This window comes from Rossellomorea sp. H136, from assembly GCF_056838065.1.
In genome coordinates this window covers 4663865-4680532 of record NZ_CM166371.1, presented here as the reverse complement: position 1 = coordinate 4680532, position 16668 = coordinate 4663865, and the positions used below count along the sequence as shown (strand labels likewise).

The window sequence follows — 16668 nt, the reverse complement described above, 5'->3', positions numbered from 1 at the left end:
TTGAAAGGAGAATCTAATGAAACCGCTACATAATGGACTAAAAGGGAATGGGTCCCTTATAACGATGTGCACCTTCCTTATCCTTTCCTCCATCTATTTAATTTCAACTGCCTTTACTACTTTACCAGGAACATATGCGTGGTTTACCTCGGAAACGAGTGCATCGGGTACCATTCAAAATGCCACAACAGAGGACTTGCTGCAGATTCAAGCTTCAGAAATTCAGTATGGAAGCAATTGCTCCATAGAGAATACTTTAACGGTAAAAAACATTTCAGATATGAGTACGAAGGTTACCATATCCCTCAAATTAGGCAGCGGAGAGGAAATGCTCACCAGTCAAAAACTGAAACCGGGGGAATCCTTAAACACTGACCCAGATGCCATCACTGACATGACAGGGGGATGTGAGGCAACCTCCTTAACCTATCACATCCAGGGATTTATTAACTATGTCGATGAAACCTATAGCGTAGCGGTGGATTCAACCGAATTGAAAGAAACGATTGTGCCGGAATCGGTTGAAAGTAAAGTGGAAGAAAAGCCAAAGGTGGAAGATGAAACAAATGTAGATGATCAGGAAAAGGCTGAACCTGAGAAGGAAGAGGCTGAACCTGAGGAGGAAGAGGCTGAGAGCCGGGAAGAAACTCCTGTAAAGGTTGAAGATGAAGAAGTGGAGCCGCATGTTGTTGAGGATCCGGAACAGGAGGAGAATACGGCAGACAAACCTCAAGTAGAAGAAGAGGATGCAAGTAGTAGTGAGCCGCCCGATGAAAATGTAAAAGATGAAGTCCCGCAAGAGAAGCAAGTTGAAGAAGAAAAGCCGGAGCAAGCCAGTAGCATAGCTGGTGAATAGCATGTATAGATTAGTCCGGGCATTTTACTGACGGACTGATCTTATTTTTTGTCCATTTATTTTCCGGTCATTGTATTTTTTTCGCAGTACGCTGAAGGAGTCTGGACCGGTTTTCAACTGCAAGTTTTCGTATAAAATTGATGGAGGGTTTGATTGTTGAAGGCTCCCTTCTCGGTAATCAGGAAGATTGTTCGTTACTCATTTAGTTTTTCCATCCCTTTTCGAATGAAATTCTGTTTTAGATTGTCGGTTTTAGCTGGAGTGTAGTCTTGAATGTGGATTGAGGGCCGTATTTGAAGGGGGAATCCCTTACCTGGAGCTCCTTCGCGGGAGAATCAAGCGGGATTTGAGGGGGATCGTGCCGGTTATGAATTTTTCATGCGGGATTTTGATTAATCATGCGAGGTTTCAAATAATCGTGCCAAGGTGTCGAATTTGCTTTACCCATTCATATCACCCCAAAAATGTTGTACCCCCGGCATGCACTTTTAAAAAAAAATCCACTCCCCAACCAGGAAGTGGACCCATCCTAATGCTTTCTTCGTGCAAAATCAACAAACCGGAACATATCCAACCTATGTCTCGATTCCGTATACTCAAACAATGTCGCATCCTTCAAATGGACAAAGTTCTTCACGACCACCACATGATCATATTTATCTAAATCAAGATACTTCCGGTCCTCATCCGTACACTCTTCTACAACAATCTCTTTTTTGGCAAAATCGATTGGTAGTTCCAGTTCACCCTCCAGATACTCATAAATCGAGTTCTCGCATATTTCTTTCGTCAATAAAGGGACTTGTTCCTTTAAAAAATAGGATTTGTCCAATATAATTCTCTCCCCGCTGATCTGACGGGAGCGAACGACTTTCCAGACTTCGGCGCTTCCAGAAGTCTCGAGCTGTGAAGCAATCTGGTCATCGGCACGCATCAATCCAAACTCGTGCACGGACGTCTCAATCTGATCCCGGCCCATCGAAGTCTGCAGCTCTTTAAAGCTCACAAGCCCCGAAATCGGAAAGCTCATCCGCGACACATCGAGAACAAGGGACCCTTTCCCACGGAGCTTTTGAATGAATCCTTTTTGTGCCAATAATGTAAGCGCTTTACGAATGGTCTCACGTGAAGTTGCGTAGATCACCGTGAGCTCGTTTTCCGATGGCAGGATTGAATTCGCTGTATAGGTACCATCCTGTATTTTTTCAGAGAGATCCTCGAAGATTTGTTTGTATTTATTGCTTTTCGTCATAATATCACCTGCTATTATTTTACCATAATTAATAGGAAGAAATGAGATTGAACTTGAGTGTTGTGAATATTTTCAATAGAATGGAGATAGCGCAAATTTTAGAAAAGGGTGAAGAGCATTGTCGAAACAGCATTGGAAGAAAGTCATGTTGGGAATTGGCATGAGTACGTTACTATTGGGTGCTTGTGGTGCAGACGAAGAGAAGAAGGAAGAGAACACAAACAGTACGGAAGAGGTAAAGCCAAGTGAAGACCCGGCAACAGACGAAGCGGCATCTCTGAATCAAATGACACAAATCGTTGAGGATGCGAGCGAGCTGAAAGAAGCAGAGGGTATCCCGGAAGAAGAGAAAACGGCGATCAACGCAGCCTTTGATCAATATATCAATGCCTTTAACGAAGAAGACTTCGAATCATACATGAGCGTCATCTCGAAGACACCGGTGAATTTCGAATACGCGGACGAAGAGCGCTATGTCAAACAAATCTTTGACTCAGTCGATTCGAAACGTACGGTGGAAAACGTGAAGATCATCAATTACGCAGCTGGAAAAAAAGCAGATGTGTATGCAGAAATCGAAGCGACAACGAAGGACCCGAACAGCGATAAGGAAGTGACCCATTCAGGGAAGCAGGTAACCGTTTTCCATAATAAAGAAGATGGATGGAAGGTTGCGGCGATTTTCTTCTTGGCTAGTGAAGGGGAAGAGGAAGAGGAAGCTACTGAATAATCATAAAGGAGAAGCCTGTGTGAATCATTCCAGACTCACACAGGCTTTTGTTATGTAGCTTTTAGTTGATTAAACTCATTAATCAGTTTATCAAGTTCTTGACTCATCTGGATGGTAGTAGGATTTGAGACCCCATTTAATAGAGCATATTCCTGAAGCTCAATTCTTTTTTGTTCCATTACTTGAAGAGTAGGCTGAATTTCTACAATCTGGGGCATCGCTGAATCCTCCTTAAATAAATTACCATTATTATGACACATCTCATCATTCTAGTATATATTTTTTGAATTATCAGTAAAAAAGAACCTGACATCTTAAGTAGATGCCAGGTTCTCCAAGAATTATATAGTAAAATAGAAAATAATTGATTCATAAGGACGTAACGTAATGTTCTTATAAACATTCGCCGTATCCTCGTAGTTAGACAACAACACTTCGCTCGACCAGCCTTCAACATCGACCTCATCAGGAAGAGTGAACTCCGTTTCACGACCATAGAAGTTATTCACCACAAGCAATTTTTCCCCATTCCCATTGCGTACATAAGCAAAAAGGTCGCGATGATCTTCCAGAATCAGCTGATAGTCTCCATCCACAATGATGTCATATTCCTTCCGGAGGTGATTCAGCTTCTGATAGTGATAGAAGACAGAGTTTTCGTCTTTTAACGCTTGTTCTGCATTTATTTCCTGATAGTTTTTCGCGACGGGAATCCAAGGAGTGCCGCTCGTGAATCCGGCATTTTCTTCCCCATTCCACTGTACAGGCGTTCTTGAGTTATCACGTGACTTGTGACGCAGGATCTCTAAAATTTCTTCTTCGGATTTACCTTGTTCTTTTAAAATGTTGAAGATGTTGATGGACTCAACATCACGATACTCATCGATGCTTGTAAACTTAGGATTTGTCATCCCGAACTCTTCACCTTGATAAATATAAGGGGTACCCTGCATCATATGAATCGTCGTTGCGAGCATCTTCGCTGATTCGTTATGGTACTCACCGTCATTGCCGTAGCGGGATACGATTCGAGGCTGGTCATGGTTACACCAGAATAGGGCGTTCCAGCCGCCGCCTTTATTCATTTCACGCTGCCAGATAGACAGGATTTCCTTCAGCTTAAGAAAATCAAAGTCAGCGACCGACCATTTCTCCCCGTTAGGATAATCCACCTTCAAATGATGGAAGTTGAACGTCATGCTGAGCTCGTTCCGGTCAGGACGTGAGTACTTGATACAATGATCGATCGTTGTGGAAGACATTTCTCCAACGGTCATGATGTCGTATTGAGAGAAGACTTCCTTGTTCATTTCCTGCATATAGTCATGGACCTTGGGACCGTCAGTGTAAAACTTGCGTCCATCTCCAGGTGCGACCGAACCATCATCATCAGGGAAGTCTTGATCCTTGGAGATAAGATTGATCACATCCAGGCGGAAGCCGTCGACGCCTTTTTTCAGCCAGAAGTGCATCATGTCATAAAGCTTCCGGCGGACTTCATCGCTCTCCCAGTTCAAGTCAGCCTGGGTCACGTCAAAGAGGTGAAGGTAGTACTGACCCGTTTCCTCATCATACTGCCAAGCGTTACCGCCGAACTTGGACTGCCAGTTTGTCGGCTCGGAACCATCCGGCTTACCGTCTTTCCAAATATAGAAATCCCGGTACTCGTTATCCTTCGACTTACGAGACTCAATGAACCACTGATTTTCCGTGGATGTATGGTTGATCACGATATCCATGATGATCTTGATTCCACGCTGATGGGCTTGCTCTAATAGCTCATCGAAATCCTCCATCGATCCATACTCATCATGAATATTGAAATAATCGCTAATGTCGTAACCATTGTCGCGTTGAGGACTCTTGTAAATAGGCGTCAGCCACACCACATCAATCCCAAGCTCCTTCAAATAATCCAACTTCGCCGTAATCCCCTTAATATCCCCAACGCCATTCCCAGACGTATCATAAAAACTCTTCGGATAAATCTGATACACAACCGACTTCTTCCACCAAGGCTGCTTCATAACCTATACACCATCCTAGATTTAATTTTGAGGGACGGACCTCAACCCTTTTCACTTATACACAATCATGATCGTCAAACATGATTCTTCTGCGATTTTTCTTATCTAAAGGTCCATCATAAGGGACGGACCTCCAACACATAGTCCTCTAATTTTCACCCATTGAGACTGGGCACTCCGCTCTACTGCAAGCATTTAAGAAGGTCCGTCCCTAAATAAAAGGGAGACAACCATCCCATACACATAACCTGGGCAGGTTAGTGGCTAGAATTGATTTGTCCCCCTTATTTTAACTTGTATATACAAGTTGTTACAACTGTTTTCTTTTTCTATTTATTAGGCAGCTTCGTTTTTGCTGAATTTTGACCAGATCATCGTCAGTACGAATGGGACGACGATGGCGATGACCATACCGATTGCAAATGGTACCCAGTATTCTGATTTAATGGACAGGATTCCAGGCAGTCCGCCGACACCGATGGAGAATGCTTTCGTACTTGTCATTGCGAGTAATACCCCACCAATAGCAGAACCAATCAATGCCGAGATGAACGGATATTTATAACGTAAGTTAACTCCGAACATAGCAGGTTCTGTGATTCCGAGATAAGCGGATAGGGCAGAGGTTCCTGCCAACCCGCGAAGTTTTTCGTTTTCTTTCTTCGCCACAAACATCATGGCAAGGGCTGCAGATCCTTGAGCGATATTCGATAGTGCCAGGATCGGCCATAAGAATGTTCCGCCTGCGTTCGATACAAGCTGTAAATCTACTGCCAGGAACGTATGGTGCATACCCGTGATAACCATCACTGCATACAATCCACCATATAGCAGTCCACCTAACCAGGATACATGATCGAACACCCAGACAACACCATCTGTCAGCATGTTTCCAAGGAAGAATGTTACAGGTCCGATCAGGATGAAGGATGCGAAACCAGTAATCAGTAAGGCTACAGGAGCAACAACTAACAATTTAATCGAGTCATGAACCCGTTTATCCAGGAACTTTTCAATTTTCGCTAATAATAAGGAAGCAAATAAGATCGGTAACACTTGTCCTTGATAGCCAATTTTGTCTACCTCTAAACCAAACAGATTCCATGTCGGAATTTCTTCAGCTGTACCATAAGACCAAGCATTAAGTAAATCCGGGTGTACAAGCATAAGACCTAATACAATACCGAGGAGTGGACTTCCGCCAAACCGCTTCACCGCCGACCAACCAATCAGTCCCGGTAAGAACACGAAGGCGGTATTCGCGATTAAATTAATGATGTTCGTCAGATCCGCCCATTGCGGGTACACATCAATGACCGATGTATCTTTATCAAAGAAAATCCCCGGTCCGGTCAAAATATTATTCAGACCCATCAACAAACCGGCTGTTACGATCGCAGGAAGAATTGGTATGAAGATATCCGCCAACACTTTGATCGCACGCTGCAATGGATTCAGGTTCTGAGTGGCAGCATCCTTCACATCCTGCTTGGAAGCCTGCTCAATTCCCGTTTCTTCTGCTAACATTTGATACGCTTTATTGACAAGACCTTGTCCGATGACAACTTGGAACTGACCGTTGGAAGAGAACGAACCCTTCACGAGATCAATGGCCACTAATCTTTCCTTATCAACTTTTTTCTCATCATTCAATACTAATCGAAGACGAGTCACACAATGAGTGGCCGTGCGGATATTATCCTTGCCGCCAATCGCTTCAATAATTTCCAGAACGTCTTCACGTTTCACGCTCATGAAAATCCCTCCCTTAGTTACGGTTCATGGCAACTCCCGAATAATGTCGAAAGTTGTCTTGAACCCGCTTTCATTTCTATTAATGGAATTCCCCTTAATAGTGTGTGGAAAACGCTTCTCTCTATGCTTTCGTAAAAAACATCCAATAAAACGAAACGCTTTCATTTAAAAGGAATCTTGTTGTATATACAAGATATAGTTTTATTGTAATCCTGTATATACAAGTTGTCAATGAAAAAATATAGCGTTTACATAAGAGGCCTTGGGAGTGTTGCATATATCTATCGAAAAAAATAGCTTAACAAATATCCATTGAATTACTCCTATTAAGAGTGATGATGGAAATTAAACCATAATGTACCAAACCTTATTATACTGGGGTTTCTTCCTTTATTTTCTTCAGATAAGAAAATAAGCCTATTAAAATATGAATCTCCTTCGTACATAATGGAAAAGCATGAAAATTTTACAGAATGAAGGAGAAATTTGTTTGAAAAAGACAATTATTGCTGTAACAACTGCTGCACTAGTCTCGTCATTTGCTGCCAATTCAACGGAAGCGGCTTCATACCGCGTACAATCGGGAGATTCCCTTTCGGTGATTGCTTATAAATATGATACATCTGTTTCTAACTTGAAAAATTGGAATAACCTAAGTTCAGATATGATTTATGTTAATCAGGTCCTTGAGGTATCCGCTCCAACAAGCACTTCCACATCTGCCAAAACATATACAGTACAATCAGGCGACTACTTATCAAAAATCGGCTCTAAATTTGATGTATATGTAGCTGAATTAAAAAAATGGAACAACCTAAAGAGTGATGTGATCTATCCGGGTCAGAAATTAATCGTTTCCTCTACAGGGACAAGCACAACGCCAACTCCACCGTCAGGCTCTAGCTCATACACGGTCCAATCAGGGGATACATTATCTCATATCGCTTCACGCTATAATGTAACAGTTTCCCAGATTAAATCGTGGAATGGATTAAGCTCAGACATGATTTATGTAGGACAAAAGCTTTCTATTTCTGGTACCACTGGTGGAAGTGAAGCACCGTCTTCAAATGTAGTGGACATCGCGAAGAAATACGTTGGAGCGCCATACGCATGGGGAGGAACATCACCTTCAGGCTTCGACTGCAGCGGATTCATCTACTATGTCTTCAACCAGGCCGGACAATCGATTGCACGTACGAACACAGAAGGCTACTACAGCAAATCATCCTTTGTATCCAGCCCGAAAGCAGGGGATCTGGTATTCTTTGAGAATACGTATAAAGCCGGCATCAGCCACATGGGAATCTATGTTGGAAACGGCGAATTCATCCACGCATCTGATAGCGGGGTTGTGGTTTCAAAGTTGAGTAATACGTATTGGAACCCTAAGTTTGTAGGATATAAGAGATTCTAAGTTTGATAGGAACGTCCTGCCTGTAAGAGGGTGGGGCGTTTTGTTTATTGGTTCGTCGAGTAAAGAAAATTCGACACCGTGGCACGATTATTTGGAAAGCCGCATGATTAATCAAAGTGTGGCATGATAATCTCGAATGCCGCATGATAGTCGTAATTTCCGCACGATTATTGCTAAAACCCGCATGATTTTCCCGCGAAGAATCCTAACAGAAAGGAATTCACTCCCTCATCCGGCCTGCAGCCCAGAAGAAGGACACTATCCCAGCTAAAACAGACAATCCAAAACAAAATTTCATCAAAAAGCAGGATTTTTAGCCGAAAAGTAGAACTATTCTATAAACCAATCCCCAAAGGAGTGACCCCCAATTAATGAATGTGAAAAAACGAACCCCTCCCATCAAACTCCTCCAAACAGAAGCCTTACTTCATAGGCTGAACCCCCTTGAACACCCGAAGAGACCCCTCATTGAACAGGATCTTAAAAAACGAAAAGCTGGATACAATGGTGAGAAGACGGTGGATTATCATTTGAGTTTCCTGACGGATAAGAAATATATGATTTTAAACGATCTCAGACTGCCACTCGCTCCGGATTATTTTCAGATTGATAGTCTTCTGGTCACGCCTTATTACGCCCTCCCGATTGAAATTAAAAATATAGCCGGGATCCTGACCATTGATCCTGAATTCAATCAGCTATCCAAGCTGTTGGGTGGAATCGAAACGGGCTATCCTGATCCCATCACCCAGGCTAACCGCCAGAAACTATTTCTCCAAAGATGGTTCTACAATAATAAGTTGCCGTGTCCACCGATCGAATTCCTCGTGGCCATTAGTAATCCGGCCACCGTACTCAAAATGGCACCCGGTCACAAACGGATCCCGCCATACGACAAAATGATCCATGCCCAAAATATCGTGAGTGAAATCAGTAAGATGAACACGCAATACACCCGTGAAGTCATCGATCTCAAAAAAGTGAAGAGACTCCTCCTGAACCAGCATCAATCAGCATACTCATCGATCCTTCCCACCTACCGGCTGACGGAGTCCGATCTCATCAAAGGTGTCCACTGCCAAAAGTGCTCCCAGATCATGATAAGAAAAATAGGGACCTGGCTCTGTCCAGGGTGCTGCCACTTATCTAAAACGGCTCACCTCCAAGCCATCGAAGACTACTTTCTCCTCATCAAACCCTCTATCACCAATCAGGAACTGAGAAATTTTCTTCATTTGCCTTCAGCCAAAACGGCAGCGGAAATTCTGAAATCACTAAACGTAAAAAAAACCGGTTCCACAAGGGGAGCGGTTTACACAAAGGTCTTCCAATAAAAAAACCGCCCGGAATCCACACCCCGAACGGCCCACAAACTCTCTATTTATAACCAAGTACACCATCCGCCCCACGGTCATACTTCCAATACATCCACCCGCCAAGAACCACGCAAGGAAGAACCACAACAGCCATTCCCAGAAACGAAGCACCAGGGGACACATCATACAAGAATCCACCGATAAACGTCAGAATCGCGGTACTCAATCCCATACCCAACGAAGTATACACTCCCTGGGCAGCGGGGATGTCTTTACTCTCTAATTCTTCATAAATTAATCGCATAAATGCATAATGAGTTAATCCGAAGGTTAGTGAGTGAAAGATTTGGGTAAAGATGAACACAGGGGTGCTGGGGAATAGGAACAACAGAGTCCAACGCGTCACAGCAGCCCCTGCTGCTATCATAAACATGACAGAAATGCTTTTCCCTTTTAAGAGTCGATCTGAAATCGCGAAGAACAGAATTTCAGATAGCACGGCAATATTTAAAATTACACCGATATAAACGGCGCTGACATCTAATTCTTTCAAATAAAGGACACCATAATTATAGTAAGAAGCATGAGCTCCCTGAATCAACACGACAATCACCATTGCCCAGACAAACTTACGGGACTTCAACAAACCCCGATAAGAAAGCTTTTCCTGCCTCCGGGTCCCACTCATAGACTGGGGTAACTTCGCAAGAGATGACAGCAATATCACCACAATCCCACCGAACAACAGATAAATCACGGCTCCCTCGGTAAAAATGGAAGTCAGAAATCCAACGGCAAGCAAAGCAACCGTATACCCAATCGATCCCCACGAACGGCTCCGTCCATAATCGATGCCATCTTTCTTCATCATGACAACCGCCATGCTCTCAACCATGGGAAGCAACATCGGATACACCAGGCTGAATAACACCATACACACCAAAATCATCCCGAAAGAATTCATAGGCAGGAACAATAACAATGAAGCCCCGGAAATCAATACAAGCCATCTTGATAAACGACCCAACGAAACCGTCTGACTCAACTTCGGAAATAAGAAAAAGCTCGAAAACGACCGCGCAATCATCCCAACCGCAATCACCGTACTTGCAGCCGATATGGAAAAGTCCTTGCTTTCCACCAGCCACGCTGTCCAATAAGGGATGAAAATTCCCCATGTGAAAAAAATCGCAAAGAATTGAACGGACAACCACGTCTGATTCTTCAAATCTATCAAAACTCCCTTTATGTAGATTGGAAATCATTTTACAAACATTAAATCATTATACGGAAGTAAGTCGGGTATGACAACCAACGTAGCGACTATCTTTCATTATATGGTAAGATAAGGATTCTATTTTAAAATACTAGAAGGACTAATAGCCCAACACCTAGAAGATTACTACATACAGAAAATAGTGGAAGTATAGCTTCAGTGCATACGAGGGGGAGACAAGACCATGAGTAAAAAGGTAGTCGGTATCATCATAGGGAGTGTACTCCTGTTAACGGCTTTAGGTGTTTATATAGCTGTCGGGAGTTTGGATATGAACAGGGCAGGAAATGATGGGACCCGGACAGCTGGTGGGAACGCGGAACAAGCGGCTGGGGTAGAGATGAACGACGATGGAGAGGCCAAGAAAGTGAGCAAGGGTGGTAATCCATTCGGTGAGGAAGTAAAGACCCCGTTAAGTGAAAATCTTATGCAACAGTACATACATGCCATGAGTCATCAAAAGGTAGCGGCAAAGGAGAAGTGGTCATTCTTCGAAATCACCGATGAACGGATTGATTACTTGCTGAATCAATTAGAAATCAACAAATATAAACATGAGGGAACATACGAGGATATCTTGACGAGCTGGAAAGAAGGGGATTTCTCTGATGCAGTCAGTGATCACAATAAGGTTTGGAGAATCCAGGAGGGAACGATAGGGAAAGCGACGGGATTACTATCGTCTAAAGAAGAAGAGGCATACGTCAATAAACAAAAAAGAGAAAAGAGATAAAGAAAAAAGCTAAGGAGCCATCGCATCCTTAGCTTTTTCCTATTTATATTTCCAGGTGTTCCTGAAGAGTACCCTGAATCTCACTTAATTCTTCTTCAGGGATCACATAATAATATATCCCGTCAATCTTCGTACCGGAACCTGTTTTGATCTGGATCTGTTCGATATCTTTAGAGGCAGATTTGTAATGCTTCTGGATATCGACCATTTCTTGAAACTTCAGGTTCGTTTTCACGTTGTTTCCTAAGGCATCGAAGATATTATCGAAATTCCATAGGCTTGATACGCTGGCACCTTCACGGATGACGCCCTGGATGACTTCACGCTGTCTCAGCTGACGACCGAAATCGCCACGGGGATCTTCGTATCTCATACGGGAGAAGGCAAGTGCTTCCTTCCCGCTCAACGTTAACTTTCCTTCTTCAAAGGAATAGCCGCCGTAACTGAAATTCAGATCGTTGTTTACCGTCACGCCGCCTACAGCATTGACGATATCTTCAAAGCCTTCCATGTTAATCTGGGCATAGTAGTCGATGGGAATATCGAGTAATCCCTCTACTGTGTCCATAGCCATCTCGACACCACCGAATGCATAGGCGTGGTTGATCTTATCCCGTGTCCCATGTCCGACAATGTCTGTCAATGTATCACGTGGGATAGAAATCATCTTCACGGATTTCGTATCAGGGTTCACCGTCAGTACGATCATGGAATCCGATCGGCCTTTGTCGTTTTCCCGCTCGTCCACCCCCAGTAAGAGGACGGAGAAAGGTTCTTTATCTTTAAACGTCACTTCTTTCGAACGTTTAGAAGACACCTCCCGTTCGATCGGACTGTGCATCGTTTCGACCGCACTGTTTAAAGAATGGTAGATACTATAAGCGTAAGCACCGCCACCGAGCAGCATCAGCAGAAAGAGAATCCCTACGACCTTTACCCATTTACGTTTTTTACTTCGTTTATGTTTATCAACTCTCATTAATTTGTTCCCTCACCTTTTCGCAACCTAATCATTACCATATCAGATTAAGAGGGAAATTGATAGAAATTTTTACTGTCAAAATGTCATTTTTCCTGGTCAAGGTTATGGTCGAGAAAGGATGATTTTCTCTCATCCTTTATATGTATTTGTTTCTTTATATCTGTTAATTCCCTTATGATCACCTGGGTGTTGAACCAGGCGGCAAAAGAAAAGAGGACAGCAATAATAAGAGCGATGGAGATAAATAGGGTATAAGACATTGGGTTCACCTCGATTAAGTATTCCTTATCTTTTCCCTAAGCCGAGTTCTTTTCCCTTCCTGTTTGAAAAAATAGAAAGAGGCCGGGACAGAACTAAAAAAACGACATAAAGATTAACAATTGCAGTTTAGGTCCTTAATACCGCTAATGATTTCCGTGCAAGACTACGCTTTCCGCGGGTAGCCCGTGAGCCTCCTCGGCAAGCCTGCGGGGTCTCACATAAGCTACTTTCCCGCAGGAGTCTTCGTCTTGCACTCCAATCAACCGCTGGAGAGAGCTAAAATCTAAATGTACATAGAACAAGTATGAAAGTCCTCGGTGAATTTCTTCTTTACACTGATTTCACCATTTCCCTCTTCGTACACCCTGATGTAATAATTGGTTCCCTTTTCTTTATAGAAGTTGATGGTCTAGGTCTGTTTGTCTTCTTCGCTAAGTTCGTTATACACGAGAACCTCCGCATCATCCCGGGATAAAGTATCACTGTGGTATGCTACCTCATCACCCAGCGTACCGTCACTATCCGAACAACCGGATCCTGTAATGAGAAAGGCCAGGATCAATAGCGCTATGAACTTTTTCATAGCATGTCACCCTTTTTAGAAAATAGTGATCGGTCGTCAGTCAGCAATGAAATAATCCAGAAGATACTTTGCCCACAATTCATGTCCCTCGTCATTCGGTGTTTCCTGTGACTCCACTAAATAAGCAGACAAGGCATCCTCCTCAGGCCAAGCTGTCCAATGGTCCAGGTAGGGGATGTTCTGTTCTTCGGCAAAGGCCTTTAATTCTTCGATTTGCTTCGGATAGTAGGTGGCTCCGACAATCGGGTGTGTTGGTTGAAGCATCAGGACAGCTTCTTCATTCTGCTCATTCAATTTTCTCTTGAAGATTTGGATGCTTTCGTGATTGTTCTTGGAACCAACCAGGTTCGAGTTGTCGCTGAGGGCGAATGGTTCGAGTAGGACAAGGTCCGGATCGGTGCTCAGTACTTCATCTGCATCCTCTCCGTTCACAAACTCGATCGAAGTGGTATCGTATGCATAGATTTCCACTTCCAGTTTTCCATCGAAGGCACTTTCGAGTGCGTCTTTCGCTTGCTCACTCCAACCGTTTTCACCTTCGCCAAGCGCAGTCGAACCGACAAGGGCCAGTCGATAAGGAGTTCCTTCCTTAAGAGCCTTTTGGAACGAAGCCTTGGCTTCTTCAGGCCAATTCTCTATGAGGGTTTCATAGTCCGCAGTTTCCGCTACTTCGATATAGGTTCCTTCCACATTCGCTGAATGGCTTCCAGCTGCAGAGGGGGAAGTTCTTTCCTCCCAGTACTGATTCCCGTAAAAGAGTACTGCGGCACACCCGATGGCTAAGATTATCAATGAAAAGGTTTTCATACTTATTGCCCCCTTTTATTATGAAAAAGAGTAAAGAAATCATTTCCAATTCCCTATTTTCCCTTTTCAATTAGCAAAATTTGTAGTTTAATAGATAAGTATGGAAATCTTACATTTTTAATAAAATTATGACAACAAACGACTGAAAATACAACAGGATCTGAAATTATTTTACATATTTTTTCTATTATTAGGAGGAAGTTATGGAAGAAACAATCAGTTTGCGCGAGTTGATGGAGACGTTGCGAAAGCGCATGAGTTTAATTATTTTGATTACCCTGACAGCGATCTTGGTTAGTGGAGCGGTCAGTTTTTTTCTTTTGACGCCGATTTATCAATCATCCACTCAGCTGTTGGTCAACCAAGCGAAATCGGAACAGCCTGCATACAATCCAGGTGAAATCCAAACGAATCTGCAGTTGATTAATACATATAATGTCATCATTAAAAGTCCTGCGATTCTTGAAAAAGTTGCTTCCGATTTAAACCTGGATTTGAACGCATCTCAATTGAATCAAAAAATCACAGTAGGCAGTGAAGCGGAATCTCAGGTAATCAACCTTTCCGTTACAGATACGGACCCGCAAACTGCGGCGGATATTGCCAACAAGACAGCGGAAGTCTTTCAAACTGAAATCACAAAGATTATGAACGTAGATAACGTAAGCATCCTGGCAAAAGCAGAAGTGGGAGAAAAACAATCCCCAATCAAACCAAAACCACTGCTGAACATCGCGATTGCTGCAGTGGTCGGATTGATGATCGGAGTGGGCATTGCCTTCTTACTTGAATTCCTCGACAATACGATCAAAACGGAACAAGAAGTGGAAAAGTTATTAGGGCTTCCTGTATTAGGTTCGATTGCAAGAATAGAAGATCAGAAGGAAGAGAGGAAAGGAAACAGCCGTTCCGATCGACCATCACGTGAAAGAGGTGAGAGAGTTGGGTAAAGCGAAGAAATTACAGAAGCTCATGATGAAGACGAAGCGTAAGCTGGTTACGATTACTGCCCCAAAGTCTCCCATTTCCGAGCAGTATAAAACGATTCGTACGAATATCAACTTCTCATCGGTAGACCGGGAAATGCGTTCGATCATGATTACTTCATCCGGACCGGGAGAAGGGAAGTCGACCACAGCGGCGAACATGGCCGTCGTGTTTGCGCAGCAAGGAAAGAATGTCCTACTTGTGGATGCGGATATGCGTAAACCGACCGCTCATTATACGTTTAATGTACAGAATACGTTCGGATTGACGACAGTGTTAACAAGACAGAAAACGTTAAGAGACGTCATCCACCCAACGGAAGTAGATCATCTGGATCTATTGACATGCGGACCGGTACCACCAAATCCGGCTGAATTATTAAGTTCACGTTCCATGGAAGAATTCCTTGTTGACGTCTATGCAGATTACGATATGGTGATTTTTGATACGCCGCCAATCCTGGCCGTAACCGACGCCCAAGTATTGGCAAACCAATGTCACGGGACGATCCTGGTCGTTAGTTCAGGTACAACGGAAATTGAAAGTGGACAAAAAGCGAAAGAGCTCCTTCAAACGGCAAAAGGCAAGCTGCTGGGTGTCATCCTGAACAATCGTGAGATCAAAGATACAAACTATTATTACTATTATGGTAAAAGATAACAATGAAATAGTGACCATTCGACAAATTTCACCCATTTACAAAAATACCTAGTGTAGTAAAATAATAGATGCTGAGGTAAGTCGAAAGAACTAATAAGTGTGAAGAGAGGGAGATGGCGATGATTGATATCCATAGTCATATCTTACCTGGCGTGGACGACGGAGCACGAACCATGCAGGATAGTGTCGATATGGCCAAGCAGGCGGTGTCGGAAGGTATCCATACGATCATCGCTACTCCTCATCATATGAATGGCAAGTATGAGAATGAGAAAGTGGATATTCTCCATCAAGTAGATGAACTGAATGATCATTTGCAACAGGAGAATATTGATATAACCGTACTGCCAGGTCAGGAATGCAGAATTTACGGAGAGATGATTGAAGACTACCATAGTGGAAAGCTTTTACCATTAAACCGAGTTTCCCCATACATATTTGTTGAATTCCCTTCGAGTTCAGTACCGAGATATACAGACAGACTATTCTACGAGTTGCAAAATGAAGGGCTGATCCCCGTCATCGTGCATCCCGAACGAAACGCAGAACTAATCGAACGGCCGGATAAGCTATACAACCTGGTCAAAAACGGTGCTGCCACACAACTGACAGCATCCAGTCTGACGGGCTATTTCGGCAAGAACATCCAAAAATTTTCACAGCAACTAATAGAAGCCAACCTGACGCACTTCATCGCGTCAGACGCCCACAATATACATAATCGCTCTTTCAAAATGGAAGAAGCCATGGATACCCTAGAGAAAAAGTATGGAATAGACATGATCTATTACTTTACAGAAAATGCAGAACTGCTGATTGAAGGAAAGAACATCTATAAAGAGATACCAGAGAAGATAAAAAAGAGAAAATTCCTGGGCATCTTTTAATGATAGAAGAACAGAATCAATAAGGTCCTAAGATGCTATTGTCGTTGGTAAATTAGAGATAGAATGTTGCACGATACCAACAGTAGAATTTTGGGAATGTCTCCTTACCGTTATCAATGGAGGCACTCGGTCACACCGT

General features: G+C 43.2%; 17 protein-coding genes. 8 read left to right on the top strand and 9 right to left on the bottom strand.

Going from position 1 to position 16668, the window contains the following annotated elements; genetic code table 11:
• Positions 1 to 16: 16 nt before the first annotated feature.
• Positions 17 to 856 carry a hypothetical protein gene (locus tag ACYH0O_RS23470; RefSeq protein WP_482630551.1) on the top strand — a complete coding sequence of 280 codons (840 nt, stop codon included), beginning with the start codon at positions 17 to 19 and terminating at the stop codon, positions 854 to 856.
• Positions 857 to 1385: 529 nt separating this feature from the next.
• Here the strand turns inward: ACYH0O_RS23470 and treR are convergent.
• Positions 1386 to 2108 (bottom strand): trehalose operon repressor, encoded by a 723-nt coding sequence (gene treR / locus ACYH0O_RS23465; RefSeq protein WP_482630550.1) that lies wholly within the window; start codon positions 2106 to 2108, stop codon positions 1386 to 1388.
• A gap of 118 nt (positions 2109 to 2226) precedes the next feature.
• Here treR and ACYH0O_RS23460 point away from each other — a divergent pair, with 118 nt between their 5' ends.
• Entirely contained in the window at positions 2227 to 2838 is a 612-nt protein-coding gene (locus tag ACYH0O_RS23460; protein ID WP_482630549.1) for a nuclear transport factor 2 family protein, read from the top strand.
• A 50-nt stretch (positions 2839 to 2888) separates the two neighbouring features.
• Here ACYH0O_RS23460 and ACYH0O_RS23455 read toward each other — a convergent pair whose 3' ends face one another.
• The 3 genes from ACYH0O_RS23455 to treP all read right to left on the bottom strand — a co-directional run bounded on the left by ACYH0O_RS23455 (position 2889) and on the right by treP (position 6620).
• Positions 2889 to 3056 (bottom strand): aspartyl-phosphate phosphatase Spo0E family protein, encoded by a 168-nt coding sequence (locus tag ACYH0O_RS23455; protein ID WP_426891909.1) that lies wholly within the window; start codon positions 3054 to 3056, stop codon positions 2889 to 2891.
• 123 nt (positions 3057 to 3179) lie between these two features.
• Positions 3180 to 4865, bottom strand: coding sequence for an alpha,alpha-phosphotrehalase (treC, locus tag ACYH0O_RS23450; protein ID WP_482630548.1), 1686 nt, complete (start codon positions 4863 to 4865; stop codon positions 3180 to 3182).
• Positions 4866 to 5201: 336 nt separating this feature from the next.
• Positions 5202 to 6620: a PTS system trehalose-specific EIIBC component gene (treP, locus tag ACYH0O_RS23445; protein WP_482630547.1), complete on the bottom strand. Its 1419-nt coding sequence runs from the start codon at positions 6618 to 6620 to the stop codon at positions 5202 to 5204.
• A 490-nt stretch (positions 6621 to 7110) separates the two neighbouring features.
• Here treP and ACYH0O_RS23440 point away from each other — a divergent pair, with 490 nt between their 5' ends.
• Together ACYH0O_RS23440 and ACYH0O_RS23435 are read left to right on the top strand one after the other, a co-directional pair.
• Positions 7111 to 8037 (top strand): C40 family peptidase, encoded by a 927-nt coding sequence (locus ACYH0O_RS23440; protein ID WP_482630546.1) that lies wholly within the window; start codon positions 7111 to 7113, stop codon positions 8035 to 8037.
• A gap of 371 nt (positions 8038 to 8408) precedes the next feature.
• Positions 8409 to 9371 (top strand): nuclease-related domain-containing protein, encoded by a 963-nt coding sequence (locus ACYH0O_RS23435; RefSeq protein ID WP_482630545.1) that lies wholly within the window; start codon positions 8409 to 8411, stop codon positions 9369 to 9371.
• Positions 9372 to 9414: 43 nt separating this feature from the next.
• On the opposite strand, the gene ACYH0O_RS23430 is transcribed toward ACYH0O_RS23435, so the two are convergent.
• Positions 9415 to 10581, bottom strand: a complete 1167-nt coding sequence (locus tag ACYH0O_RS23430; protein ID WP_482630544.1) for a 3-phenylpropionate MFS transporter — start codon at positions 10579 to 10581, stop codon at positions 9415 to 9417.
• Between the two features lie 232 nt (positions 10582 to 10813).
• On the opposite strand from ACYH0O_RS23430, the gene ACYH0O_RS23425 reads away from it, so the two are divergent.
• A complete protein-coding gene (locus ACYH0O_RS23425; RefSeq protein ID WP_482630543.1) occupies positions 10814 to 11362 on the top strand; it encodes a DUF6241 domain-containing protein in 549 nt (182 codons plus the stop codon).
• 43 nt (positions 11363 to 11405) lie between these two features.
• On the opposite strand, the gene tagU is transcribed toward ACYH0O_RS23425, so the two are convergent.
• The 4 genes from tagU to ACYH0O_RS23405 form a co-directional block, all read right to left on the bottom strand.
• Positions 11406 to 12341, bottom strand: a complete 936-nt coding sequence (gene tagU, locus ACYH0O_RS23420; RefSeq protein WP_482630542.1) for a polyisoprenyl-teichoic acid--peptidoglycan teichoic acid transferase TagU — start codon at positions 12339 to 12341, stop codon at positions 11406 to 11408.
• 86 nt (positions 12342 to 12427) lie between these two features.
• Complete coding sequence (locus ACYH0O_RS23415) at positions 12428 to 12604, bottom strand: hypothetical protein (protein WP_482630541.1); 177 nt, start codon at positions 12602 to 12604, stop codon at positions 12428 to 12430.
• Positions 12605 to 13014: 410 nt separating this feature from the next.
• Positions 13015 to 13188, bottom strand: a complete 174-nt coding sequence (locus ACYH0O_RS23410) for a hypothetical protein (RefSeq protein WP_482630540.1) — start codon at positions 13186 to 13188, stop codon at positions 13015 to 13017.
• Between the two features lie 36 nt (positions 13189 to 13224).
• Positions 13225 to 13995 carry an SGNH/GDSL hydrolase family protein gene (locus tag ACYH0O_RS23405; protein ID WP_482630539.1) on the bottom strand — a complete coding sequence of 257 codons (771 nt, stop codon included), beginning with the start codon at positions 13993 to 13995 and terminating at the stop codon, positions 13225 to 13227.
• A gap of 203 nt (positions 13996 to 14198) precedes the next feature.
• On the opposite strand from ACYH0O_RS23405, the gene ACYH0O_RS23400 reads away from it, so the two are divergent.
• The 3 genes from ACYH0O_RS23400 (at position 14199) to ACYH0O_RS23390 (ending at position 16529) form a co-directional block, all read left to right on the top strand.
• Positions 14199 to 14945, top strand: coding sequence for a YveK family protein (locus tag ACYH0O_RS23400; RefSeq protein ID WP_149154732.1), 747 nt, complete (start codon positions 14199 to 14201; stop codon positions 14943 to 14945).
• Between the two features lie 25 nt (positions 14946 to 14970).
• Positions 14971 to 15642 (top strand): CpsD/CapB family tyrosine-protein kinase, encoded by a 672-nt coding sequence (locus ACYH0O_RS23395; RefSeq protein ID WP_482632653.1) that lies wholly within the window; start codon positions 14971 to 14973, stop codon positions 15640 to 15642.
• 119 nt (positions 15643 to 15761) lie between these two features.
• Positions 15762 to 16529 (top strand): tyrosine-protein phosphatase, encoded by a 768-nt coding sequence (locus tag ACYH0O_RS23390; RefSeq protein ID WP_482630538.1) that lies wholly within the window; start codon positions 15762 to 15764, stop codon positions 16527 to 16529.
• Positions 16530 to 16668: the final 139 nt, after the last annotated feature.

Excerpts from the sequence above, each read along its gene's own strand:
- ACYH0O_RS23470 (WP_482630551.1), top strand. The coding sequence starts at position 17 with ATGAAACCGCTACATAATGGACTAAAAGGGAATGGGTCCCTTATAACG.
- treR (WP_482630550.1), bottom strand. The coding sequence starts at position 2,108 with ATGACGAAAAGCAATAAATACAAACAAATCTTCGAGGATCTCTCTGAA.
- ACYH0O_RS23455 (WP_426891909.1), bottom strand. The coding sequence starts at position 3,056 with ATGCCCCAGATTGTAGAAATTCAGCCTACTCTTCAAGTAATGGAACAA.
- treC (WP_482630548.1), bottom strand. The coding sequence starts at position 4,865 with ATGAAGCAGCCTTGGTGGAAGAAGTCGGTTGTGTATCAGATTTATCCG.
- treP (WP_482630547.1), bottom strand. The coding sequence starts at position 6,620 with ATGAGCGTGAAACGTGAAGACGTTCTGGAAATTATTGAAGCGATTGGC.
- ACYH0O_RS23435 (WP_482630545.1), top strand. The coding sequence starts at position 8,409 with ATGAATGTGAAAAAACGAACCCCTCCCATCAAACTCCTCCAAACAGAA.
- ACYH0O_RS23425 (WP_482630543.1), top strand. The coding sequence starts at position 10,814 with ATGAGTAAAAAGGTAGTCGGTATCATCATAGGGAGTGTACTCCTGTTA.
- tagU (WP_482630542.1), bottom strand. The coding sequence starts at position 12,341 with ATGAGAGTTGATAAACATAAACGAAGTAAAAAACGTAAATGGGTAAAG.
- ACYH0O_RS23415 (WP_482630541.1), bottom strand. The coding sequence starts at position 12,604 with ATGTCTTATACCCTATTTATCTCCATCGCTCTTATTATTGCTGTCCTC.
- ACYH0O_RS23410 (WP_482630540.1), bottom strand. The coding sequence starts at position 13,188 with ATGAAAAAGTTCATAGCGCTATTGATCCTGGCCTTTCTCATTACAGGA.
- ACYH0O_RS23405 (WP_482630539.1), bottom strand. The coding sequence starts at position 13,995 with ATGAAAACCTTTTCATTGATAATCTTAGCCATCGGGTGTGCCGCAGTA.
- ACYH0O_RS23400 (WP_149154732.1), top strand. The coding sequence starts at position 14,199 with ATGGAAGAAACAATCAGTTTGCGCGAGTTGATGGAGACGTTGCGAAAG.
- ACYH0O_RS23395 (WP_482632653.1), top strand. The coding sequence starts at position 14,971 with ATGAAGACGAAGCGTAAGCTGGTTACGATTACTGCCCCAAAGTCTCCC.
- ACYH0O_RS23390 (WP_482630538.1), top strand. The coding sequence starts at position 15,762 with ATGATTGATATCCATAGTCATATCTTACCTGGCGTGGACGACGGAGCA.